This window comes from Actinomyces ihuae (assembly GCF_001457875.1).
Lineage (GTDB): Bacteria > Actinomycetota > Actinomycetes > Actinomycetales > Actinomycetaceae > Pauljensenia > Pauljensenia radingae_A.
On record NZ_CZPX01000003.1, the window covers coordinates 22,443 to 45,756 of the forward strand.

Genomic DNA, 23,314 nt, shown 5'->3' on the forward strand with positions numbered 1-23,314 from the left:
TCCACAGGGCGTACGCGTGTTACTGCCTGTCCACAGTCCAGGTCATCTGAGTGGAGGCGCGGCGGTGAGGACATCACCATGTTGACATGACGACGTTGACACTTCCTATGCTTCGCGAACGAGAGGACGCACCCGCACGCGCGGCGAAATTCACCCGCGCTGAAATAGCGCCGGCCGGAGAGGACGACACTGCGGCTGCCGCTCACCCGTTAAAGACAGCTTTTCATCTGGCGTGCGTGAGTGGTCCGGATGTGGGACTGGTGGTGCCGATCGAAGCCTGTACGCTGATTGGCAGAGCAGATGGGCACGGTCTGACCTCGCAACATTTGTCCCGCACGCACGCTTTTCTTGAGGAACACGGTGCCGTGGCCCGCTCACTTACACGACGAGTGCGATCAGATCACGTACCCCGATGGCCCTGGCTGCGCCGCGAGCGCGCACAACTGTCCATCACCGATTGCGACTCCACCAACGGAACACGTGTGGCGCGGCGCCTCCCCCTCGTCGGCATGCTTCCGCGGCGCTTTTCTCGACAAGTCGGCACACGTGCGCTGCCCCTATCAGTGGGGCATCGTATTTTCGCTGGTGGAAACGAATTCGAGGTGCGTGCCAGGCCTCTCAACTCCTCCTGGCCACAGCCTGACCCCGTTCGCAATCGGTTCGTGCGATGGGGCATCATCCCCATGATGCTGTTCATCCCCATGATGGTGTGGCGCCTGTCCATGTGGGGAGGTGCTGCGCGTGGGTGGCTGGTCGGCGCATTGGGTGTGGCGGTGGCGCTGGTGGCAGGAATATTCGCGCTTCGCTTACTCAGGAGTCGGAGATTCTGGAGGCACTACGACGCAGCCTCCCTCGCCGTCGCGCTCAGCGCACTGCCTCGCGGCGATTCGCACTCATCTTCGGCGCCGTTGTCGTCTCCAGACAAACACAGCGGCAGCGGGGATCGTACGTTGCCAGATGCACTCCCTGTGTGGCCCGGCATGCCTGGAAAATCCCCTGCACTGGAGCTGAATCTGAGCGAGATATACGGCTCGTCACCTGCACCTGTCTTCCTCGTTTCAGGGCCCCGACGCGCGCCGATGCGTCGGGGCCATTCGCGCCGAACTGGAGAGCGAGCGCAGGTGCGTGTCGTCGGTTTCATTGGGGAGCACGCTGTGTCGGGTGCCTACTGGTGGGCAGCTCAAATCGCTGCCCGACTGGGCGGCGCCCGCATCATCAATCCAGATAGTCACGCGCGCCGCATCGGTTCGCCCGCAATCGACATTCACATTGTCCGCGGGTCCGCCTGCGTGGCATGTGCAGATAGAGGCGTATCCGAACTGAGACGTGCTGGAGATGGTCGGCGCGTGGTACATATTGGTGTTGGAGCAGGATATGCAGATTTACCCGAATGGTGTGACCACATCATTCGCCCGAACCACGTCCTCGTAACTGACCGATGGTGGGATACGTGCACCGAGTCCGCTGATGAAGGCACCCACAACAGTGTTCCGGACTCGGTAACATGGGAGGACCTTGCTCAGTGGGAGCCGGACGAATCGCACTCTCAGTGCCTGCGCGTACCCATCGGACACGACGGACACCGACTCGTCAGCATTGACCTTGTCTCAGACGGTCCTCACGCGTTGCTTGCCGGCACAACGGGATCTGGAAAATCGGAAGCGCTGACGACGTGGCTGGCGCAGATGTGTGAACGCTTCAGCCCGCGTCAGGTGCAACTCGTCCTCATTGACTACAAGGGAGGAGCCACATTCACGCCATTGACGCGATTGCCCCACACCCGCCAGGTCCTGACAGACCTAGAGCCTGATGCCACGAGTCGGGCGATTCGAGGACTGTCATCGCTCCTGCGAGAACGCGAACGCGACCTTGCGCGCCTCGGCTTTCCCGACATTCGCCGCTGGCATGAGGCTCATTGCCGAGGCGCGGCGCCCGAACCTCCCGCGCGCATCATTATCGCGATCGATGAGTTCCGGGTCCTCGCTGATTCGCATCCCGACACTTTGGATGCGCTGGTCAGGCTGGCTGCCCAGGGACGCTCCCTGGGATTGCATCTCATTGCTGCGACCCAGCGCCCGTCAGGGGCGATCACGCCGGCCATGCGCTCCAACATTGACATTCGCATCGCATTGCGCTGTGCCACCGAGGCAGATTCGCTCGATGCGATCGGCACCCCGGCAGCTGCTTCACTTCCTCGTCACTCTGGTCGTGCGCTTATCAATGGTGGGACGCACATACAGTTTGCGTACTGTGGTGACATAGAGCGGGTGGTTCGGCGCGTGCGCGACAGGTGGGGGCGTGAAAATGACTGCCCGCCTCTATGGGCGCCCGAGCTTCCCTCGCCCCTTTCATGGCACGAGGTTGACGCCACCTACCTTAGCCAGGTGGCAGTACGTGGATGCAGCGGGGAGGCTGATCGGCGCATTGCGATTGGGGTGGCTGATGGGATCGATATCGGACGCCATTACAACGTGCTCTTTGAGGATGGGCATATCCGCTTGGAAGGGCCTCACTATCGCAGCGCTGATCTGGCGCAGTGTGCACAGGCGCTGGGCGTGAGGATCGGGCAAGCTCGCGGGATACCAATCCACCTGTGTGACAGCACATCGCTGGCCGGCCACGCGATGAGCACGCAGCTGTTTGCTTCCCGTCTCTCACTCGATGATGCAGGCGCCGTTACGCACCTGCTCACCGGCATTGCGGCACACGGCCCATCCGTCCTGATCGTCACCGATGTTCCCGACATGATGCGATCGTTGGACCGCGTGCTGTCAGCGGGCACGGCACACACTGTGTGGAGTGAGTGCTTGTCGCAGGCTCGCGCCAGCGGTATCACCATCGTTGCCGCAACTCCGGGTGAGTTTGGCACCGGGGGAAGCTGCAGTTCAGCTTTTTCTACCCGTTTTGTCGCAGCCCATTCGTCAGATGAAGCGCTGCGCGCAGGACTTGGTGTGCGCACACCGCTCACTCGCCACGATGGCCATTTCATTCTTGCCTCTCTTCCGTCACGTATCCGCTCCTCATGCGACGGACGAATCGGTGAACCTGTTGACCTGACAGGGGTGTTATGTGCACTCCCCCACGCGATCCCCACCAATGCCGAGCGCGACACACATGCAGCCTCTGTCACTGAGAGTGCGGAGCCGTGGACGGTGCTGTCTTTGAATGCCCCTCTTTCAATGCTGCGGACTCGCCCTGACACAGCATTGTCGACAGAAGGGGCCGAGCTGACAGAAGGAGATAAGGCGGAGGGCAAGGCGCAGCGAGCAGATAGGACAGCTCCAGCAGGGAACGGGGAGCCCGCTGCGCCATGTCTGGGCTGGGTAGGAGCCTCACTTGAGTCACTCTCTTATCCGCACGGGTCGTGCGTGCTGATCGGTGATGATCTGGAGGATGCGCGCCGCATTCTCGAGACGCACTGGCATATGGTGTCAGGCCCACGCGATTGTCGGCCAGGCTTTGATCCAGCCCAGATCACGCTGCTTGGATCTCATCAGTGGACACAACTACGCTCACACGCGCATGACACAGTGATCGCGCTGGATCCGTCACCTGATTTGATTCGAGCATTGGCACAGGTCGCGCGCAGCGTTCCTGTCGCTGTTCGTGCGGAGCGGTGGGGAGCTCACAATGGGATCATTATGCATGCAGGACGAGTTGAGCGCTTCCGTCTCAACACAGCCCTTCTTCAGGAAAGATCCAGACCTTTCGATTCCTAAGGCACACCGGCTTCGGTCATCCGCAGGCGTTCGAGACACGCGCGTCACACTGGTCTTCTCCACATTTTCGTCCCCTCACACCGCCGCGCGTAAATCCTCGTGACTATTGACACATGCGTGAAACGGGAGTTGGGCCCTTTTTCCCCTTGCCCTTCGGTGATGATTCGTCGACAATTGATCAAGTTATCGACAAGTTATACGTTAAGCGTCGAGTTGTTTAACAAAACGTTAACGGAAATGGAGTTTGAGGGAAGATGGACTGGCGGAGTAAAGCAGCCTGCTTAAGTGTTGACCCGGAGCTGTTTTTCCCAATCGGCAATACTGGTCCAGCCCTGACACAAGCTGCGGAAGCCAAAGCTGTATGCCATAACTGCCCCGTTGAGACCGTGTGTCTGCAGTGGGCAATGGACAACAACCAGGATTCCGGAGTGTGGGGCGGTCTGAGCGAAGAAGAGCGCCGCTCAATGAAACGCCGCGCCGCACGTGCACGCCGCGCTTCCTGAAACTCCTCACTGACTTCAACGCGTAGCCGGGTTCACCACGAACTCGGCTACGCGTTTATTCAGTGCACGAACACTGCCCTCACAGCGCGCATTCCACCGAGCACACCTCTGTATCACTCCACGCGTAGACGCAGCGTGACAACTGTGCCCGATTCTTCTCCCGGTTCCCACTCGATCGTGCCTCCCAGTTCCCCTCGAACCATTTGCCGCACAATTTGCGTGCCCAAGCCGCTGAGTGGAGTACCTGGCTCAAATCCTACGCCGTTATCAATCACGCGAACCGTCATACGTTTGTCGTTGTCGTGGTCGCGCTGCGCATCGATGCGTATCACGCCGTCTCGCCCTGCCAGACCATGCTCGACAGAATTGGCAACAAGCTCGTTGAGCACTGTGGCCAGGGCTTGAGCCTGATCCGCGCTGATCACGCCAAATTTACCCGTCGTAATAACCTCAACAGAATGGTCCGTTGAGGCAACCGCGCCAGACAGGCGCAACACGGAGCGGGCGACCTCGTCAAAATCAACTTCCTCATCGACCGTGTGCGACAACGCCTGGTGAACTGTGGCGATGGACTGCACTCGGCGTTCGGCCTCTTTGAGGGCATCCTTGACTTCCTGCGAATCAGAGCGGCGGGCCTGCAGTCGCAGCAGGGCCGACACGGTTTGCAGATTGTTCTTGACGCGGTGGTGAATCTCCCGAATCGTGGCATCTTTCGTCATCAGCTCTTCTTCACGCCGACGCATCTCAGACACGTCGCGTGTCAAGATGACCGCCCCCAGACGATGACGCCCATTGGTCAGAGGCAATGCGCGCATATTGACTGTCGAGGCGTGCGCCGAGATCTCCACGCGCCACGCTGCCCGCCCCATCACAACGACAGCCAGTGTTTCCTCAACAAGCGCGTCATTGGATATAACGTCTGTGATGTCTTCGGCCAGCACGCGCCCAATGACCGAGTGTCGAATCCCCAGGCGCCTCAGGCATGAGCTCGCATTAGGAGTCAGCTCCTGAACCGTGCCGTCACCATCAATGAGAATCACGCCATCCATAACGCGTGGCACGCCGTGCGCAAGAACTGTTGGTGTAGACGTGTAGGGATACTCACCGCGCGCACACATCTCCAGCAGGATTCGCGAGGCATTCTGCGTCCAGGCACCCATCCCGACGGTCGGGCGCGGTGAGGCCAGGTTCGATTCGCACGTCACGACCGCAATGACTGAGCCTCCGTGACTGATCGGGACGCACACCTCCGTCATGGAGTAGGTGCCGGCCCAGCGCGTCCCTGACGGCTCCACAATCGAGTTGGTCTCCATTGCCTGGCGCAGGTTTGCTTCGCGCGCGGCCGGTAGATACAGGCCGATAATGTCATCGAGGTGCACCGTCGTAGCGGTCGATGGCCTGCAGTGCGCAACAGCAATGAAACGCCCGTCATCGGTGGGAAGCCACAACACAAGGTCGGCAGCAGCCAAATCGGCCAGGACCTGCCAATCTGCAAGCAAGAGGTGGAGCCAGTCAAGATCCTGCTCCGCGAGGACACGCGAGGAAGCCTGTCCGGCGAGTTGCATCAGGGAACGCATGGCACCACTGTAGTGGTATGGAGGCCATTATGGGTGCCTCGAACACGCAAACCGGAGCGGAGAAACTATGCGAATTAACGAAACCTACGCCTACCCCCTGGGTTTTGACAAGGTCAACGCGATGTATGCAGATCCTGCGTTCACTTACGCGCGTCTGGATCAGCCCGGAGTGACTGACCCTCAGGCCAATGTGCATTCCACCGCCGATGGAGGCCTCCTTATTGAAGCCTCGTGCACACTTGACGTCAATCAGCTTCCCCCGGCGGCGCAGCGGTTCCTCAAGAAGTCACCCGCCATCACTATGAAGGAGCAGTGGGAGCCGATCAGCGGTCGCGAACGGGTGGGATCGACCATGCTGACCGTCGAAGGCGTGAACGCGAGCGGCCACTTCACCTCGAAACTTTCCGGCAATGACGCGCAAGCAGTGCGCCAGATGGACGGCGAATTTACCGTCAAGATTCCACTGGTGGGTAAGACGATCGAGAATATGGCAATGAAGCAGATCTCCCGGATCTTCGAGGCTGAGGTCGGCCTGGCTGAGAAATGGAACCAGGATCAGGCTCATTAGGAATCGGCACGACCTCACCGATAAAGGGCGACGACGAGGCGCGCTTGCCTGATCCGGCAAGGCTCAGTCCGGCCAGGACCTAAGGGAAATCACCTCTGCATGTTCGCCCTTGGAAATGAACGAGGGCGAAAGACGGTCCTCCTCGAACAAGAGTGAAACAATATAGCTATGGATACACATACGACGGCACCGGCTGCCGAGGGCGGCCCATCTGAGTCACTGTTCATTGAGCGCACCGGGAAAAGGCAATACGTTGCGCGCAACCATCGCGACGCGGCCGTGAATATCGGAGATGGACCGGGAGAGTTCACTCCTGGCGAGCTCTTGAAGATCGCCGTGGCAGCATGCAATGCGATGTCGTCCGATTCGCGTCTGAGCTCCGTGCTTGGTGACGACTTCCAGCAGTTCACCGGCGTTTCCGCGGTCTCCAACAAAGAGGAGAACCGCTACGAATCGTTCCAGGTTGAATTGGTGCAGGACCTGTCAGCCTTGAGCGATGAGGATCGCGCTGACCTGATCGAACGAGCCACGCGCGCTATTCACAAGAACTGTACGGTGGGCCACACGGTTGAACAGTCGGCCACCTATTCGGCAACTTTCACATCAGAGAAAATGTAACGATATGTCACCTCGTTCTTCAGATTCTGAGCGCTCACGCATGCCGCTGTCTCTGCCGGAAAGTGTGTGGCAGAAGGCGCTGAACGTTCCTCACGCAACCAGTTTAAAGGCGGCGCGCAAGCTGCGTGAACAGTTCCCTGACCTTGCTCCTGACGAGCTGGTTCAGCTCGCCACCCGCTCGTACCTGCGGCGCATCGGGATGGAGTCAGGTGCTGTGGGTGCGGCGGCGGCCTACCCTGGTGCCGGCACCGCAGTTTCTGCAGCAGCATCGGGCGCTCAGCTTGCCGCCTTCGTGTCAGAGTCTGCTCACTACGCGATGACCGTGGCGCACCTGTATGGCATTGATCTGAGGGATCCCGCCAAGCGCACGGCACTGGTTCTGGCCGCCTTGACTGGGCGGGAAGGTGCGGAAATGATTACGGCGCAGGTCGGGATCCAGACTTTGGCCTGGTTCCGCAACTCGTTCCTGTCGATTCGCACGGGCACCGCCCAGCAGTTCAACCGTCTGTTGTCCAAGTGGCTGCGCAAGAAGGCAGTTTCGAAAGCTGCAACCACAACACTGGGACGCCTGCTGCCCTTCGGTGTGGGAGCTGTTGTGGGCTGGCAGTTGGGCCGCTCGATGGCCAAGTCTGTCGTTGAGGGCGTGCAGACAGCGCTGGGACCCGCACCTTCGGAAAACGTTGAAGACGTTGTGATCGATGTGCAGCCGGTTGAGGATCCTGCCGCAGATGATGAACTGTACGAGGCGATCGTCCTACCTGATGAGGAATAATACGATCAAGCCAAATGAAGAAGTGAGCGACGATTGATGACTCAGACATCTGAAGGGCGTGAGACACCTGTGGGCGCGGATCGCCAGTACGAGGATTTGCTGACGCGCGTCATGAACGAAGGCGTTTCCAAGGCTGACCGCACCGGCACAGGCACCCGCTCCGTTTTCGGCGCGCAGCTGCGCTATCCGCTGTCTCAGGGGTTCCCACTGATTACAACGAAACGCGTCCACATGAAGTCGGTTGTGGGTGAGCTCTTATGGTTCCTGCGAGGCGATTCGAATGTGAAGTGGCTGCAGGATCACGGTATCCGCATCTGGAACGAGTGGGCCGACGATCAGGGGGATTTGGGACCTGTTTACGGTGTCCAGTGGCGCTCGTGGCATGCGGAGGGGGGCCGAACCTTCGACCAGATTTCGCACGTCATGGACACCTTGCGCACAAATCCGGACTCACGACGCATGATCGTGTCCGCGTGGAACGTGGGCGACCTGGAGTATATGGCGTTGGAACCGTGCCACGCTCTTTTCCAGCTCTACGTGGCCGATGGGCGTCTCAGCCTGCAGCTGTATCAGCGCAGCGCGGATCTGTTCCTGGGCGTCCCCTTCAATATCGCCTCATATTCCCTGCTGACACATATGTTTGCCCAGCAGGCTGGGCTTGAAGTGGGCGACTTCATCTGGACGGGTGGAGATTGCCACATTTACAACAATCACGTCGACCAGGTCACCGAGCAGCTCTCACGGGATCCGTATCCGTTCCCGACGCTCACGTTGGATCAGGCACCCTCGTTGTTCGAGTATGACTTTGATGATGTGCACATCGACAATTATCAGCACCATTCGACGATCAAGGCACCAGTCGCCGTATGAGCACACTTGTGGCGCGCCCCAATTTCACGCTGGCGTCGATTTGGGCGCAGGATCGAAACGGCATCTTGGGAACTGGCACATCGATGCTGTGGCATGTTCCGGCTGATTTTGCGCATTTCAAACAGATGACGCTGGGCTACCCGATCATCATGGGGCGCTCTTCCTACGAGGCTCTGGGCGGTCAGCCATTGCCCGGACGCACCAACATCGTCATGACGCGCCAGCGCGACTACGAGACCCCCGGGGCACTGGTCGTTGCCAACCTGGATGAGGCGCTCGAGGTCGCAACCGCTCACCTGGCGGATCACCGTGACCAGCGAGCAGCCATCACCGCCAGCACTGCGACGACACCCGACATGGATAGGGACCCAGCTCCCGTGGTGTGGATTACCGGCGGAGCCCAGATCTACGAGCAGACGATGGATCGGGTGGATGAACTGGTCGTAACAGACCTTGATCTGGATGTACGCCCGCTCAGCGGGCAGAACACGCCGCTGGTGTACGCGCCGCACGTCGATCCCGAGCATTGGCACGTGGATCCTGATCGGTCCGATTCGTCGTGGCGAGACGTGTCGGGTGACGCTCGGTGGAGAATCACGACATTTGTTCGCCCTTCTCACCGCTGAGCTGATCACTGATCCGCAAGCTGCGCGCTTTCTTCTCTACTGGTTCGATGTGCGCGATGACATGTGATTCATCCAATTGGGACATTTTGCGGGCACTGACCAGCACCCGCGTTTCCAACGAGCCGACGAATCTGTTCCACCGTTCAGTCAGATCATCAATCGTCTTTCGAACAAGCTCAGCATGGTCTGCGAGGGTACACAAGCGCGAATACAGTTCGCTGGCCAGAGCGTAGAACTCGCGAACCTGCGCAACGGCTGATTCTTCGCGCCACGTATATGCCACTGCCTTCAGGCACGCCCACAGCGCGCTGGGAGACGCCAAAGCCACACCTCGCGAAAAGGCGTATTCCAGCAGCTGCGGATCTTCGCGTAGCGCGGCTGACAGCAGGGATTCGAGGGGAATGAAGGCAATGACCAGGTCAGGTGACTGCTCGTACCTCTTCCAATACTCTTTCTTCGACAGTGTGTCCACGTGGGACCGCACGGCTCGAACATGCTGGGCAAGCAGTTTCTTCTTCTGTTCTGCTTCTCTCTCCCCTGCCGAGTCGGGAATATCACATGCCTTCATGTACGCGTCGAAGGGCACTTTGGAGTCGATGACCAATGTGCGCCCTTGCGGCAAGTGCACCACCATGTCGGGCCGCTGACGCCCCGATTCCTCTCCGCTGTTTCGCTCACAACGCTGCGTGTCCTGTTCGTCGAAATCAACGTGTTCCATCAGGCCACACATGTCAACGAGGCGTCGCAACTGGATCTCGCCCCACTGGCCGCGCACAGACGTCGAACCCATGACGTCATGCAGCTGAGAGGTGGTCACCCGTAATTGCTCGCCGATCGTGGTCGATGCTTCAAGCTGCGCGCGGATAACCCCGTACTCCTCAGCTCTGGATCGTTCCATCGCCGACATGGAATGCGTCATTTTCGTCAACATGTCGCTGACAGGTGCCAGCGCCTCCATAATCCGTGCGCGTTCTTTTTGCTGCCCCAGGCTGCGTTGAGCCTGATCTGCCAGGCGGTCTTCATATTCCACGCGCATGCGCTCGGATCGTTCGCGCTCATTGGCGAGCTGTTCATGCGCCTCTTCCAGGCGCTGACGAAGCTGGTCATGAATGGCTCGTGTCTGCTCACCACGCATATCACGCTCATGTTCAGCCTGCGATACGCGCATACGCAGCGAATCGAGCGCACGCCCCGCCCCCAGGTTGACCCCGGCAAACCACCCTGAAACGATGCCCACCACCAGTGCGAGAAGGGGTACCACAACCATCCATATATTCATGGCTTCACTGTACGAACCACCGTGTGCATCTGGAGCCCATAGGTCTCTCACCAGCCACTCCGCACTCCGATGGGACCAAGGACCCAGCAGGTAACCCTCATAATGACCTGGCTCACATTCTTCCAATCGTCGTGTGACATTGGCCGCATTGTTTGCGAACGGGGTGAGCAACAAATGTCTAGGGTGACAAGTACAGCAATGATGCTCTACCTGTAAATCGAGGACCGATGACACGCATCACTCATACCCCCATATGGCCTCCCCTCACTTCACTTCGCTCGCGTTACAGCGCCGTGAGCTCCACCTCGCCCACGCCGCCGCGCTCGCGCCGCACACTCCTAGGTGCACTGGGCGCATTGCCGTTCGCACTGCTGCTGTGCGGATTCGCCAGACCCCTCCCCGCCGCCGAAGACCCGTCATCAAACGTGCACGGCGGTGAAGCAAACCTCGTGCTCCCTGACCTGTCACAAGTCACTGTCATCGGTGGATTTTCGGGACAGACTCTGCTGATTATCGGCCTGATCGTCTGCCTGCTTGGACTGGGATTCGGCCTCGCCACCTACATGCAGCTCAAGAAGATGCCGGTACACGGCTCCATGTTGGAGGTCGCGGAGCTGATCTACGCAACATGCCAGGCCTACCTGAAGAAACAGGGACGTTTCCTGCTGATTCTGTGGGTCTTCATCACCGCAGTTATCGTCATCTACTACAAGGTTCTGGTCGGCTTCCCGTGGGGGAAGATGCTCATTGTGGTCGCATTTTCGCTTCTGGGAATGGCTGGCTCCTACTCCGTGGCGTGGTTCGGTATCCGCGTCAACACGTTCGCCAACGCGCGCACCGCCTACGCCTCCTTGCGGGGCAAGCCGCTGCCGATCCATAGAATCCCCATGAAGTCCGGCATGTCGATTGGAATGGTCCTCATTTCCCTCGAATTGCTGATGATGCTGATCATCCTGTTGTTCCTGCCCAATGACGTTGCCGGTGCCTGTTTCATCGGCTTCGCCATCGGTGAGTCTCTGGGAGCCTCGGCCCTGCGTATAGCCGGCGGCATCTTCACAAAGATTGCCGACATCGGCGCGGATCTGATGAAGATCGTGTTCAAAATTGACGAGGACGACCCGCGCAACCCCGGTGTTATCGCTGACTGCACGGGCGATAATGCAGGCGACTCGGTGGGACCGTCCGCTGATGGTTTTGAAACCTACGGTGTGACAGGCGTGGCTCTGGTGACGTTCATTATCCTGGCCGTCAATGACCCCGTTCTTCAGGCAACGCTGCTGGTGTGGGTGTTCTCCGTGCGTGTCGCCATGATTCTGGCTTCGGCTCTGGCCTACGCGATCAACGCGCGCATCGTGGCGTCGCGATACAGCGATGCCACAACAATGAACTTTGAGGCCCCGTTGAGCTCGCTGGTGTGGTTCACCTCGATTATCTGCATCGCTGCAACGTACCTGATGTCGTGGCTGGTCCTCGCACCGCAAGGCGGCGCCCTGTGGGTCGAGCTGGCCACGATCGTCACGTGCGGCACGTTGGCTGGCGCACTTATCCCCGAGCTGGTGAAGGTCTTTACCTCCACGACGTCGCGCCACGTGCGTGAAACGGTGAAGAGTTCACGCCAGGGCGGAGCATCGCTGAACATTCTGTCAGGCGTGGTCGCCGGCAACTTCTCTGCCTACTGGCTGGGCATCACAATTGTTGGCCTGATGGGTGGCGCGTTCCTGATTTCCGAGGTCACACTGGGCGACTACATGCTGGCACCTGCTGTCTTCGCCTTTGGCCTGGTGGCGTTCGGTTTCCTGGGAATGGGGCCAGTGACGATCGCAGTCGACTCGTACGGCCCTGTGACCGACAACGCGCAATCCGTCTACGAGCTTTCCCGCATTGAAGCGATCGACGGAATTGACGAGGAAGTTCAGCGCTCCGACGGTTTCGCCCCGCAGTGGGATAACGCCAAACTCATGCTGGAAGAAAACGATGGTGCGGGTAACACCTTCAAAGCCACTGCGAAGCCGGTCCTCATCGGCACCGCTGTTGTAGGTGCGACGACGATGATTTTCTCGATCATCATCGGTTTGACGAATCGCCTCGAAGAAGGTCTGAACTATCTGTCGATCCTGCATGCTCCGTTCCTGCTGGGCCTGATTATGGGTGGGGCGGTGATCTTCTGGTTCTCCGGCGCATCGATTCAGGCAGTCACCACAGGCGCCTACCGTGCCGTCGAGTTCATTAAGACGTCCATCAAACTGGACGATGACACGGAACGAGCCTCCGAAAAGGATTCGACCCGCGTAGTGGAGATCTGCACACAGTACGCGCAACAAGGCATGTTGACGATTTTCCTGGCGGTTTTCTTCGCCACTCTGTCATTCGCATTCGTTGAGCCGTACTTCTTCATCGGCTACCTCATTTCGATCGCCATCTTCGGCCTGTACCAGGCTATTTACATGGCGAACGCGGGTGGTGCATGGGATAACGCGAAGAAGATTGTCGAGGTTGACCTGCACGCCAAGGGAACCGCTCTGCATGACGCGACGATCGTGGGTGACACGGTCGGCGATCCGTTCAAGGACACGTCCTCCGTTGCCCTGAATCCGATCATCAAGTTCACCACGCTGTTCGGTCTGCTGGCAGTGGAACTGGCAGTGTCACTGACTGGACAGGGATTGAGCGCCCTCGTCTACACGCTGGCCGTCATTTTCGCACTGGTGTCCGCGTTCTTCGTCTACCGTTCCTTCTACCACATGCGTATACAGGCGCCGATGGAGGATCCGGCCGACGGCGAGGACTCCCCCGCTGATTCCCCTGCATCTCAGATTGGAGCACAGCAATGAGAATTGCCATCAAACGCGATGCGACCCTCATTGACGAGGGCGGCCGAGTCACCGGTCATGACGCCGGTGCCACTTTGGTGAGGCGAATCCTGCGCATCTTCCCCGATTCCAGCATCATCGGCCCTGTGGCACGGCGCTGCAAGGGTTTCACCGTGATGCCGCTCGAATCAATCAATCCCGATGACACGGTCATCATCAATATGGATGTGGTGGACTCACTGGGCACATGGAACACCGTCTACCATGCCTCGGGCGGCAATATTCCGAAGATCATGAACTTCGTGTGGTTCCCGGTTAACACGCTTGAGCAGCACGTCCAGGTGTGTGCCCTCGCGTTGTCGTGCGCTCTGTTCCCCACGTTCGCAAACTCGGAACGCACAGCGGCTGAAGTGCGTGAAGTCGTGGAGCGGTGGACCGTTCAACCGTTAGCTCAGAAGGCTGAGTTGTCGTGGGTGAACCTGGGATTCCGCCTGGAGCATGTGCAGCCGCGTCACGAACCTGACACGCCCGTGGTGTTGTATCCGGCAATCTACCTTGCCAACCGCAAGCGCCCTGACATGTTCATGGATATTGTGTCCGCCGTGCAGGAAGACACGGATCTGCGTGTGGAGATGCGACTGCACGAGTCACACCTGGTTTCTGAGAAGGCGATGGAGTATTCACAGCTGCCGTGGATCTGGGTGGGGCCGCTGACCGCCTCGCGCGCGTCATACTGGCAGGCGCTGTCGCACACGACGGCGTTTGTGGCGACCGCCAGCGAGGAATCCTACGGCCTGTCCTATGTGGAGGCGATGGGTGCCGGAGCGATCGGAATTTTCCCGGATCTTCCGTGGGCCAGGGCTTTGCTGCCGGACGGGTATCCCTTCATGTATCCCGATGGCGACGAGGATGCGGCCGCTAACTTGCTGCGCCGGGCATTGACGGAAACTGATCGGTGTCGTGCGCAGCTCGATGAGCTTGTGTCGGGCAGCTTCGTGTCATGGATCCACGACCGTCACAGTGATGACGCGTTCGACCGTGAGATACTCGCCGCGGTCAAGGAGTGGTTCAGCCGATCACAGGCTAGTGCAGGAAGCTGAGGAAATTCGTCCACAGATCATCCCACGAGTAGAAGAAAACCTCGGAGTTATTGACCAAGAGGAGCGCAACAAGCGCCCCGAGTATGCAGGTGAGTGCCGCGAGGAAAAAGTCCGTCACAGCGCGCCGCACCCGTCCGGTACGCATCCTCATCCGCACACGCATCAGGGATGTCGCCATGGCAATCCCCCACGCGCTAAAGCTCCCGATTAGCGGCACAGTTTGGGTGATCTGCCACCATGGCGGGGCTGTCGGAGCGTCCGACTGCACTTCCCTACCGCTCCACCATTTCAACGCTGAGGGCAGATCCTCGCGCCATGTTGTCCAGCCGTGGGCTCCCTCGGACTTCATGACCGATACGAAGGTATCGTTAGGTTGTGTGCGCGCCAGTTTCTGCAAGGCAGTGCCAAAAGTCATGGCATCCCTGTCCGCATATACGCCCATCGCGAGGACTCTGAGGGGCACATCATGCGGCTGAGCGAGCAAGTGTGAAATGGTGAAAGCGTCCCTTGTCGCCTGATCGGCATTTTTCAGAGCGCCTAATTCTGGAGTATCGTACCCGCCCATCGCCACAGCTGTCCCAAAGACGTCACGGTGGCGCACATGTATAACAGGCGCACAGTATGCGCCTGATGAAAATCCGCCTACGGCCCAATGGTCGGGATCATACGGAATACTTGGGAATGCTGCGCGGATCGCTGGGACTAGATCAGTGACAACGAAGGTTTCAGTTTTGGGGTGCCCGTCAACGTCAACGCAGTCCGGCTCTGCCCCGCCCATTGACAGGTCAGGGAAGATCAGCAGCGTTGGAGGAATCTCGCCTCGTTCGACCAGTGGTGCTATGCGTTCGGTGAGTTCGAGTGACTGAACTGTGCCAATCGCTGTTCCCACGTACCCGTGATAAAGCACGATGGCCCGCGAAAGCGGGATAGGCGTGTCGGCGCTGTCACTCTGGGAGGCAGTAGGTATCGCTCCGACCGGAGCGTAGCCGGGTGGCGCCCAGACGGCAACTTCGCGCGTCAAGCCGGACTGCGCGCCGCTCAGCGTTCCTCGCCATACGTGCAGCTGCGCGTCGTAGGCGAGTTCCGGTGGATCGACGTGTTGGTCCTGTTCGCCTTGTCTGGGTGGCGCAAACGCTGATACGCGAGTGTCGCCTGCACCGAGCGCATTCTTGACCAATTCCACAACCTCAGAAGGAGTACGAAGGAATGACATGGTGCGGTTGGCCAGCAAAGCGAATGTGGTGCACATGAGACTCGTCGTAATGCACAGGGCGATAAAAGCTGTCACCTGGCGTCTGAGGATACGTATGAACGACGTGCGCGCTCCCTCGCGATTGGGCGAAAGATGTCCGGCAGGGCGCAAAAGCGTGGACGTGCCAATAAGTGCGCACAGCGCCAGTACTCCGGCAAATAGGACGACCCAACCACTCATGAGATTCACAGGCTCAGTGTGCACTACTTACCTGTGAGAATGCCGTAAAGCGCGACTCGCCTCGCGAAATCAGCGCGAAGAGCGGGCCTTCCTTCAAGAATGCAATGCGCGATCGTGGTTTATACGCCACGATAGACATATGAGTACTCACGTAGATTTTTGGTTCGATGCAACATGCCCGTGGACGTGGATCACGTCTCGCTGGGTCGAAGAAGTGGCTCGCGCACGCGATTTTGAAGTGACATGGCACCCGTTCTCTCTGGCGATTCTGAATGAAGGCAAGGACATTGATGCGGAGTATCGTGCACATGTCGAGCAGGGGCGCGGCCTGTCGTTATTGTTTCAGAAGGTTGCGGACACTCACGGCAGTGAGGCTGTAGCCTCCCTCTACACCGAGGTAGGTACGCGCCTGCATAATCAGTCAAAAAAGTTGGGAAGTGATGTCATCGCCGACGCGGTGAAGGCAGCCGGATTTCCCGAGGCTATCACCAACGGTGTGGAGTCATCGGACGAGGCACTGCGTTCCTCTGTAGCGCATGCGTTGGAGTTGGTCGGTGACGAGGTTGGCGTTCCCATCATCGCGTTTGACGGTGTCGCGTTCTTTGGGCCGGTGATCTCTCCTGCTCCGCATGGTCAGGCGGCACTGGATCTTTGGGACGGCTGCGTTGCTCTGGCACGTACGCCCGGATTCTTCGAGTTGAAGCGCACGCGCACAACCGGCCCGCAGTTCGACTGATCTGATTCTCACCTGGCGCAGTGCGCTAACAGCCGCCCTGCCAGATGAGGTAGCCGTCAGGAGAAGTGGCCGCGGAATCCCCCCCTGAGGTATACCGTTATCGCCCGGAGTGTTTTACTGTATTTCATATGATTGTTGTAACAACAAATGACATTCCCGGGTACCGAATCGATGCGGTTCTGGGAGAAGTGATGGGCCTGACGGTTCGCTCCGCGAGTATAGGCCAGACCTTTACTGCTTCGTTCCGCACCATCGGCGGAGGCGAAATCCCGGAGTACACCCGCATCATGATCGACTCGCGCGAACAGGTGATGTCACGCATGGTGGATCAGGCTGCCCGCAGAGGAGCCAACGCGGTCATCGCGATGCGCTTCGACACCGGCGAGCTTGCCGAGCAAATGACGGAGGTTTGCGTGTATGGAACGGCAGTTGTTGTCTTACCGATTCCTCAGGGCCAAGCCGGTGCCACACTGCAGTCCATGGATCAGACCCAAGGTGCCCGCCGGTGAGTCGCCTACCGCTGGATCGGAATCGACTACTGCCCACGCAAACACCAACGCGGCCTTTCAAGGTGCGTCTAGGGTAGGCAAACGCCTTGGATTTTGCCAGATCGTCAACCGGTCAAGGTAGAAGCGCCATCGACGCACTACTGCGGCGGAACTGACATCGACTTTTCCGCGCTATCATGCGATTCTCGAATGGTGAGACAGCCCGCAACGGCTCTCTTACCTTGACTGGTTGACGCTCTCGTTCGAGGTTGACGCTTTCGCTCATCGGCGGCGGGTAAGGAAACGGCGATGGTTGGAAAGAAAAACGGGAAAGAAAAACGGGAAAGAAAAACGGGAAAGAAAAACGGGAAAGAAAAACGGGAAAGAAAAACTCTTGATCAGCGCTCGTGCTGATCAAGAGTCTCGATTGGTAGCGGGGGAAGGATTTGAACCTCCGACCTCCGGGTTATGAGCCCGGCGAGCTACCGAACTGCTCCACCCCGCGTCTGTATTTCCTTGTGTCTTCTACTGTAATAGGGCGCTTCCAGCCCGGCAAGAGCTGCAGCGGTGAGATGCATCATGACAGGACTGCGCATCTGTCAACTGCCTCACCTTCCAGGAAGTCTTGTGGCAGCGCACAAGATGTCGAGCAAGAAGAAGACATGGCGTCAGATATGCCAGTGGCGGCTCGCTTCAGGTCTGACAACCTTCCTGCAAGCCGCCACTGGTGCGTGCCTTCCGCTACGGGTTCGACTGTCCGGCCTACCGGTCAGGCAGGTCAGCCCGCGCGATTACCTCCCTAGCCGTTTCCACCCCCGTCATCGCTTTGCGAGTCTCCGGTCAGACTGTTCGTCGCGCCCGACTGAGCGCCATCGGCTCCTCCCAGTCCCGGCACCGCAGCACCGCTGACGTCCTCACCCATCTCAGCTTGAGCGTTCAACGCGTTCGTCAGCGCAGTGTCCAGCTTCTTCTGAGCCGTACCGTAGGCAGCCCAATCACCGGCCTTCATCGCCGCATCGGCTTCTTGCATGGCTTGGGATGCCTGAACAAGCGCAGCATTGAGTTTCTCCTGCGCACTTTGAACAGCGGGAGAAGTGGAGTCTCCCTCGTTGCCCGAACTTCCAACCTCGTCAGCAACTGTCGCCGCTGAATCACCACCAAAGGTCTGATCGAGCGATTCCTGCAGCGTGGGCGCAAACCCGACCTGGTTACCGAACGCTGTCAGCACCATGCGCAGCACCGGATACGAGGCCGTGCCCTTACCTTGAACGTAGACAGGCTGGACGTACAGCAAACCGCCGCCAACAGGCAGTGTCAGCAGGTTGCCGCGGATAACCGTCGAATCCGACTGGTTCAGCAGGTTCAACTGCGAACCGATCTGCTGGTTCGAGTCATAGGCGTTCTGAACCTGACCGGGGCCAGGCACCGTCAGGTCAGACGGCAACGCGATCAGTCGAAGCTTGCCGTACCCCTCACGCACCTTGCCCGGCTCGTTGCCCGTCTCCGAATCAACCGCAAGGAAGCCTGCCATAGCTTCACGCTTGGACGCACCGCCCGGCACGAATACCGATGTCAGCGAGAACTCTGCGCTTTCCTGCCCAGGCATCTGCATGGTCAGGTAGTACGGCGGTTGCGGGATCTGAGGAGTGGACTGTCCGGGCTGCTGGATACCCTCCACACCCTGCTGCTGAGCGCTCGCCAGCGCGGCCGTTGACGTTTCCTGCGCCAGCCTCCATAGGTCACCACCGGTGTAGTACTGGGCAGCCTCGGTCACGTGGTACGAGGTCAACAGGTCGCGCTGCACCTTGAACAGATCCTCCGGGTAGCGCAGGTGCGCCATCAGATCACCGGAAATCTCAGACAACGGCTCCACTGTGTTCGGGTAGACACCCATCCAGGTCTTCAAAACCGGATCCTCGTTGTCCCACTGGAACAGGCGCACATGCCCGTCATATGCGTCGACAACAGCCTTGACGGAGTTACGCATGTAGTTGACCGTGTTACCGGCGCTGACGAACTGGCTGGCGTCGGAGGACAGCGAATCCACTGTCGACTGATCCAGCTGCTGGTGCGCCGAATACGGGTAGGCGTTTGACGTTGTGTACGCGTCAACGACCCACACCAGACGCTTCGGCGTAGACGGATCATCGTCCATGTCGACAACTGCCGGATAAGGCTTTTGCTCCAGCGTCAGGTACGGCGCAACCTTGGCCACACGAGTCAGTGGATCACGATCGTACAGAATCTGTGACTGCGAGTTGGTTTGCGAGGAGAAGAAAATGTCGTAGGACCCGAACTTGATCGAATACAGCAACTTGTTCCACAGGTTACCGACCGAGGGGCCGCCATCGCCCTGGAAGGTGTAGCGCACCTGGCCGGATGCCGCCGTGTCATCGGGGTAGTCCAGTTCCTGCGGCTCAGCGCCTTCAGGTGCGCCCACAATCGAATAGTTCGGAGACGAGGGCGAGAAGTAGATGCGCGGTTCGTAGTCTCCCATTTCGCCTTCAGATGGAATGGACTTTTCCCAGTAGGCGGGCAGGCCATCCGTGGTGACCTGGTTACCGTATGCGGCCACAACACCGAACCCGTGCGTGTAGACCGTATGGCGGTTCACCCATGTTTGCTGCTCAGATGACAGGCCCTCAAGATTGAGCTCACGCATGGCGATTACCGTGTCGCGGCGCTCGCCGTCAACCACGTAACGGTCCACGGCCATGCCCGATCCGAAGTCGTAGTACGGGCGCGACTGCTGCAGCTGGGTGACGGTGGGGGTGATGACCTGCGGGTCCAGGAGTCGGATCTGCGAGGTTGATTCCGTGTCCTCGCGCAACTGCCCGGGCGCAGCGGTGGTGCGCGCCTCGTAGCTTTGGAACTCGAGGTCGTTCAACCCGTAGGCTTCCAGCGTCGCATCGATGTTGTGCTGAATGTAGGGAGCCTCTGCGTTTCGGGCGTTCGGCGTGACGTAGAGGCGCTGAATCAGAGCCGGGTACGCCATCCCGATGACGAGGGCGGACACCACTGTGACCACCACCCCCGTCAGGGGCAGACGCCACGTTCCCTTGAATGCGGCGACCAGGAAGAGGACTGCCACCAGCACGGAAATAACGGCGAGGATGGACTGGGCGGGCAACTGAGCGTTGATGTCGGTGTAGAGCGCGCCGTCGGTTGGCTCACCCATCTTGGTCAGCAGACCGTAGCGACCCAGCCAGTAGTTCAGGCCGAAAAGCAAGGAAATGATTGCTGCCATGACACCGAGGTGGATGCGTGCGGATTTTGTGGCATGCGGGCGCGGGCTCAGGGCTAACGAGCCGTACAGGTAGTGCACGATCACCGCGGCGATCAGCGACCAGATTGTCACTGACATGAAGAATGAGACGATTGCCTGGAAGAAAGGCAGCGTGAAAACGAAGAACGAGTTGTCGATTCCGAAGATCGGCTCAGACTTGCCGAAGGGCTGACGTTTGAAGAACATCAGGAACGTGTCCCACTGCGAGGACAGTCGTCCGGCGTTGATGAGCGCGATGAGCGCCGGGACTCCCCAGAAAACGAGTTTGCGCATCGGTTCGATGGTGTCGCGATAGTGCCGCAGGTTGGCTCCCTCGTCACCTCGACTGGAATCGCTGCGGTGACGGTACGCAATCTGAACCGCCGCCGAGATCGCAGCGAAGATGATGGCGAAACCGAGGACGAACAGGCCCGCCATCGTTCCCCACCGGGTCCACAGGATGCGCGTAGACTTCATCTGGCTGAACCAGAGGATCTCCGTCCAAAATGATGACGCAACGTAGACGATCACAAAAATGGCAGCCAGGATCGCAAGAGTCGTCGCCAGCGGACCGAAGCGCCTCTTACCGGATGATGAGCTGTGGGAGCCGCCACCTGAGCCGCGTCCACCACCTGAACCGCGACCGCCGCCGTCTCCTGATCCGGAGTCGCCTGAACCGTCATCACCGTCTTCGGCACGCTGACGGAAGGGGCCTGTCCCCTTGAATCGTCCGGCTGCTGAGCCGGCTTGCTGGCCGAACAGCGCAGACAGGATCTCGCTGGTATCAAATGGCCCGTTTCCGTCCGAAGGCTTCGAATCACCGGAGCTGGACCTGCTAGTCGGGAAGGCGCTCACCGCGTCATCCTCTCTTACTCGATTTCCGCATGTGCTGTCCATTCTACCGTTATTAGGCGCCTCAAGCTTGGTCGTTCCTCGCATCCGGGCCGCCCTCGTGCCACGATAAGACCATGACTGAAGCTGAACGTGACCGTGACCTGTCTCCTGCTCAACGCGCCCTCGCGGCGTGTGTGCGTGAAATTGAGCGGGCTGCTGCGCGCCTGGGGTGGGACCGCCCGCCGATGCTGTACGCCCTGGTCCCCACGCGTCAGCTTATAGATGAACCCGCCATGCCAGCTGACGTGGTCGAGCAGCTCAAGAGTGGGTGGGATGGTTCCTCTGAACACCTGTCTGCCATCGCTCAGGAGCCGCTCGACTCTGACGATCTGGAATCGGTGCTGGCACAGTTGGCATGGCCGCGCTCCGTTGCGGGCGCAGCTCTGAGCGTTGAACGCATCGTGGTGCCCCCTGAGGTGGAGGCTGCGGCGCCTGATGATCCCGATGAGGCGTTGGCGTTCATCGCGGAGCACCCGTCTCGCACGGAGGTGCGCCTGGTCGTCGGTGCGATGCGAACGGGGCTGACGTGGTCTGCGGTGCGCACGCGTACCTTCGACACGGATGAAGCGGTTGCGGTGGGTGAGGATCTGGTTCCGGGCCTGTCGCAGGCACTGCTCGCGTCCTTGAGTGACGACGGTCAGGATTGACGAGGGGACCTGCGCAGCTCGTCATGTTGTGGCGTGTCGCGGCGCCTTCAGCGAAGTGACGAGGGAACCTGCGCGCTGTTACCTGGATTCGCAGGTGGGCAACGAATCCGTTGTTCCAGCCGCAATTGCTGTGACGGCGGTGAGCGCATCGTCGAACGTATCCACGCGCGTCACGTTCAGTCCGTCGGGAATATGCCCCACTACCTCGTCACAGTTGGTGCCGGGGGCCAGGAACCACTGAGCACCGTCGTTGTTCGCGCCCACCATTTTCTGCTGGATGCCGCCGATCGGCTCCACCTGGCCGTCAAATGACAAGGCTCCGGTGCCGGCGATTGTCACTCCCCCGGTCAGGTCTCCCGGGGTCAGCCGGTCATAGATTCCCAGTGCAAACATCATTCCTGCCGAAGGACCGCCCACATCCTGAAGCGTGATGTCGATATCGAGTGGGAGCTGCGGATGAACAGACAGGTACACACCCAGCAGCGATGACGAGGTGGCTTCTTCAGAGTCAGGATCCGGCAGCGCTTTCTTGCTGGATACGATCGGGATATCGATCGTTTTCCCGTTACGCACAACCGTGAGCGTCATCTGCGAGTCGGGCGGAACAGTCCGCATCAGCGCAAACGGGACAGCTCCCGAATCAACTGGATGCACTGTGCCATCTGGCGTGGTGATGGATTCGATCTGGTCACCTTGCTCCACCTTGCCTACAGCGTCTGATCCGGGAACGGCGCCCTCAACTTGCACGTCAGCGGGCACGTCCCATCCCAGATGCTCGAGGGCAACCACGGACGCTGCTGATTCCGATGATTTCATCTGCATTTGAGCGGCTTCCTTGGCCTCTTCGCTGGTCACGTCCGGAGGAAAAACCTCCCGGTACGGAATAATTTCGTCGTGACCGGAGAACCATGCCCGAATCAGATCGAGCGTTGCCAGACTGTTGCCTGGTCCGCCGCGTTGAAGGACCGTGACCATACGTAACTGCCCGGTTCGGTCACCGTCGTCTTGTTCAGTTTCGTGCACGGGATCCAGTTCGACAGGTTTGCCCGTTTTCGGATCATTCCCACTGATTTGAATGGTAGGGGCGCCCTCGTGAGTTCCCAGAATGTTGATTGTGGGCCCGGGGGCATTGACCACATAGGGCACCGGGATCAGGGTGATGAGGGCGCACACGATCGGAAAGACGATGCCCGGCACTATCCACCACAGGTTTCGCAGCAGACCGTGGCGTTTCTTGCCGGTTGCAGCCGGCTGCCGGTTCTCATCGTTTTCAGCATCTGCAGTTGTCACTTCACGCGCAGTGTTCGCCGTCTCGGCGCTGTCTTTCAGTGTTTCTTCGGGCTGGTTTCCTGTACCGCCCGGTGTCGTCTCAAAGTCGGCAGATGAGTGATCGCGATGAATGTGCACGAT

The 23,314-nt window shown here is 59.4% G+C and carries 16 protein-coding genes, 1 tRNA gene and 1 pseudogene; 12 read left to right on the plus strand and 6 right to left on the minus strand.

Annotated features, from left to right (window positions below; all coding sequences use genetic code 11):
* Positions 1–107: 107 nt before the first annotated feature.
* Positions 108–3,719 (plus strand): FtsK/SpoIIIE domain-containing protein, encoded by a 3,612-nt coding sequence (locus BN3002_RS00110; RefSeq protein WP_070725626.1) that lies wholly within the window; start codon positions 108–110, stop codon positions 3,717–3,719.
* Positions 3,720–3,973: 254 nt separating this feature from the next.
* Positions 3,974–4,222 (plus strand): WhiB family transcriptional regulator, encoded by a 249-nt coding sequence (locus tag BN3002_RS00115; protein WP_058236042.1) that lies wholly within the window; start codon positions 3,974–3,976, stop codon positions 4,220–4,222.
* 113 nt (positions 4,223–4,335) lie between these two features.
* Here BN3002_RS00115 and BN3002_RS00120 read toward each other — a convergent pair whose 3' ends face one another.
* Positions 4,336–5,799 (minus strand): sensor histidine kinase, encoded by a 1,464-nt coding sequence (locus tag BN3002_RS00120; RefSeq protein ID WP_058236043.1) that lies wholly within the window; start codon positions 5,797–5,799, stop codon positions 4,336–4,338.
* Between the two features lie 67 nt (positions 5,800–5,866).
* On the opposite strand from BN3002_RS00120, the gene BN3002_RS00125 reads away from it, so the two are divergent.
* The 5 genes from BN3002_RS00125 to BN3002_RS00145 all read left to right on the plus strand — a co-directional run bounded on the left by BN3002_RS00125 (position 5,867) and on the right by BN3002_RS00145 (position 9,253).
* Entirely contained in the window at positions 5,867–6,367 is a 501-nt protein-coding gene (locus BN3002_RS00125; RefSeq protein ID WP_058236044.1) for a DUF2505 domain-containing protein, read from the plus strand.
* 168 nt (positions 6,368–6,535) lie between these two features.
* Positions 6,536–6,985 (plus strand): OsmC family protein, encoded by a 450-nt coding sequence (locus BN3002_RS00130; RefSeq protein WP_058236045.1) that lies wholly within the window; start codon positions 6,536–6,538, stop codon positions 6,983–6,985.
* A 4-nt stretch (positions 6,986–6,989) separates the two neighbouring features.
* Positions 6,990–7,757, plus strand: coding sequence for a VPDSG-CTERM exosortase interaction domain protein (locus BN3002_RS00135; RefSeq protein ID WP_082628448.1), 768 nt, complete (start codon positions 6,990–6,992; stop codon positions 7,755–7,757).
* Positions 7,758–7,793: 36 nt separating this feature from the next.
* On the plus strand, positions 7,794–8,627 hold the full coding sequence (locus BN3002_RS00140) for a thymidylate synthase (RefSeq protein ID WP_058236046.1): 834 nt from the start codon (positions 7,794–7,796) through the stop codon (positions 8,625–8,627).
* Positions 8,624–9,253 carry a dihydrofolate reductase gene (locus BN3002_RS00145; RefSeq protein WP_058236047.1) on the plus strand — a complete coding sequence of 210 codons (630 nt, stop codon included), beginning with the start codon at positions 8,624–8,626 and terminating at the stop codon, positions 9,251–9,253. Before BN3002_RS00140 ends, BN3002_RS00145 begins: the two co-directional genes overlap by 4 nt.
* Here the strand turns inward: BN3002_RS00145 and BN3002_RS00150 are convergent.
* Positions 9,222–10,532 carry a DNA recombination protein RmuC gene (locus BN3002_RS00150; RefSeq protein ID WP_082628449.1) on the minus strand — a complete coding sequence of 437 codons (1,311 nt, stop codon included), beginning with the start codon at positions 10,530–10,532 and terminating at the stop codon, positions 9,222–9,224. The two genes, BN3002_RS00145 and BN3002_RS00150, sit on opposite strands and share 32 nt — an antisense overlap.
* Positions 10,533–10,903: 371 nt before the next feature.
* On the opposite strand from BN3002_RS00150, the gene BN3002_RS00155 reads away from it, so the two are divergent.
* On the plus strand, positions 10,904–13,363 hold the full coding sequence (locus BN3002_RS00155; protein ID WP_371935760.1) for a sodium-translocating pyrophosphatase: 2,460 nt from the start codon (positions 10,904–10,906) through the stop codon (positions 13,361–13,363).
* Positions 13,360–14,442 carry a glycosyltransferase family protein gene (locus BN3002_RS00160; protein ID WP_058236049.1) on the plus strand — a complete coding sequence of 361 codons (1,083 nt, stop codon included), beginning with the start codon at positions 13,360–13,362 and terminating at the stop codon, positions 14,440–14,442. Before BN3002_RS00155 ends, BN3002_RS00160 begins: the two co-directional genes overlap by 4 nt.
* Before the next feature lie 274 nt (positions 14,443–14,716).
* Here the strand turns inward: BN3002_RS00160 and BN3002_RS00165 are convergent.
* A pseudogene (locus tag BN3002_RS00165) lies at positions 14,717–15,874 on the minus strand (alpha/beta hydrolase); the annotation flags it as partial.
* A gap of 139 nt (positions 15,875–16,013) precedes the next feature.
* Here BN3002_RS00165 and BN3002_RS00170 point away from each other — a divergent pair.
* Both BN3002_RS00170 and BN3002_RS00175 read left to right on the plus strand, forming a co-directional pair.
* Positions 16,014–16,610 carry a mycothiol-dependent nitroreductase Rv2466c family protein gene (locus tag BN3002_RS00170; RefSeq protein ID WP_058236051.1) on the plus strand — a complete coding sequence of 199 codons (597 nt, stop codon included), beginning with the start codon at positions 16,014–16,016 and terminating at the stop codon, positions 16,608–16,610.
* Positions 16,611–16,738: 128 nt separating this feature from the next.
* A complete protein-coding gene (locus tag BN3002_RS00175) occupies positions 16,739–17,119 on the plus strand; it encodes a YbjQ family protein (RefSeq protein WP_058236052.1) in 381 nt (126 codons plus the stop codon).
* A 407-nt stretch (positions 17,120–17,526) separates the two neighbouring features.
* Here BN3002_RS00175 and BN3002_RS00180 read toward each other — a convergent pair.
* Positions 17,527–17,603: transfer RNA gene (locus BN3002_RS00180), tRNA-Met, on the minus strand.
* Between the two features lie 294 nt (positions 17,604–17,897).
* Complete coding sequence (locus tag BN3002_RS00185; RefSeq protein ID WP_058236226.1) at positions 17,898–20,930, minus strand: UPF0182 family membrane protein; 3,033 nt, start codon at positions 20,928–20,930, stop codon at positions 17,898–17,900.
* Between the two features lie 401 nt (positions 20,931–21,331).
* Here BN3002_RS00185 and BN3002_RS00190 point away from each other — a divergent pair, with 401 nt between their 5' ends.
* Positions 21,332–21,904: a PPA1309 family protein gene (locus BN3002_RS00190; RefSeq protein WP_058236053.1), complete on the plus strand. Its 573-nt coding sequence runs from the start codon at positions 21,332–21,334 to the stop codon at positions 21,902–21,904.
* Positions 21,905–21,982: 78 nt separating this feature from the next.
* Here the strand turns inward: BN3002_RS00190 and BN3002_RS00195 are convergent, their stop codons facing one another.
* Positions 21,983–23,311, minus strand: coding sequence for a YlbL family protein (locus BN3002_RS00195; protein WP_157843489.1), 1,329 nt, complete (start codon positions 23,309–23,311; stop codon positions 21,983–21,985).
* Positions 23,312–23,314 lie beyond the last annotated feature (3 nt).

Coding starts and splice junctions, on each gene's coding strand:
- BN3002_RS00110 (WP_070725626.1), top strand. CDS start 108: ATGCTTCGCGAACGAGAGGACGCACCCGCACGCGCGGCGAAATTCACC.
- BN3002_RS00115 (WP_058236042.1), top strand. CDS start 3,974: ATGGACTGGCGGAGTAAAGCAGCCTGCTTAAGTGTTGACCCGGAGCTG.
- BN3002_RS00120 (WP_058236043.1), bottom strand. CDS start 5,799: ATGCGTTCCCTGATGCAACTCGCCGGACAGGCTTCCTCGCGTGTCCTC.
- BN3002_RS00125 (WP_058236044.1), top strand. CDS start 5,867: ATGCGAATTAACGAAACCTACGCCTACCCCCTGGGTTTTGACAAGGTC.
- BN3002_RS00130 (WP_058236045.1), top strand. CDS start 6,536: ATGGATACACATACGACGGCACCGGCTGCCGAGGGCGGCCCATCTGAG.
- BN3002_RS00135 (WP_082628448.1), top strand. CDS start 6,990: ATGTCACCTCGTTCTTCAGATTCTGAGCGCTCACGCATGCCGCTGTCT.
- BN3002_RS00140 (WP_058236046.1), top strand. CDS start 7,794: ATGACTCAGACATCTGAAGGGCGTGAGACACCTGTGGGCGCGGATCGC.
- BN3002_RS00145 (WP_058236047.1), top strand. CDS start 8,624: ATGAGCACACTTGTGGCGCGCCCCAATTTCACGCTGGCGTCGATTTGG.
- BN3002_RS00150 (WP_082628449.1), bottom strand. CDS start 10,532: ATGAATATATGGATGGTTGTGGTACCCCTTCTCGCACTGGTGGTGGGC.
- BN3002_RS00160 (WP_058236049.1), top strand. CDS start 13,360: ATGAGAATTGCCATCAAACGCGATGCGACCCTCATTGACGAGGGCGGC.
- BN3002_RS00170 (WP_058236051.1), top strand. CDS start 16,014: ATGAGTACTCACGTAGATTTTTGGTTCGATGCAACATGCCCGTGGACG.
- BN3002_RS00175 (WP_058236052.1), top strand. CDS start 16,739: ATGATTGTTGTAACAACAAATGACATTCCCGGGTACCGAATCGATGCG.
- BN3002_RS00190 (WP_058236053.1), top strand. CDS start 21,332: ATGACTGAAGCTGAACGTGACCGTGACCTGTCTCCTGCTCAACGCGCC.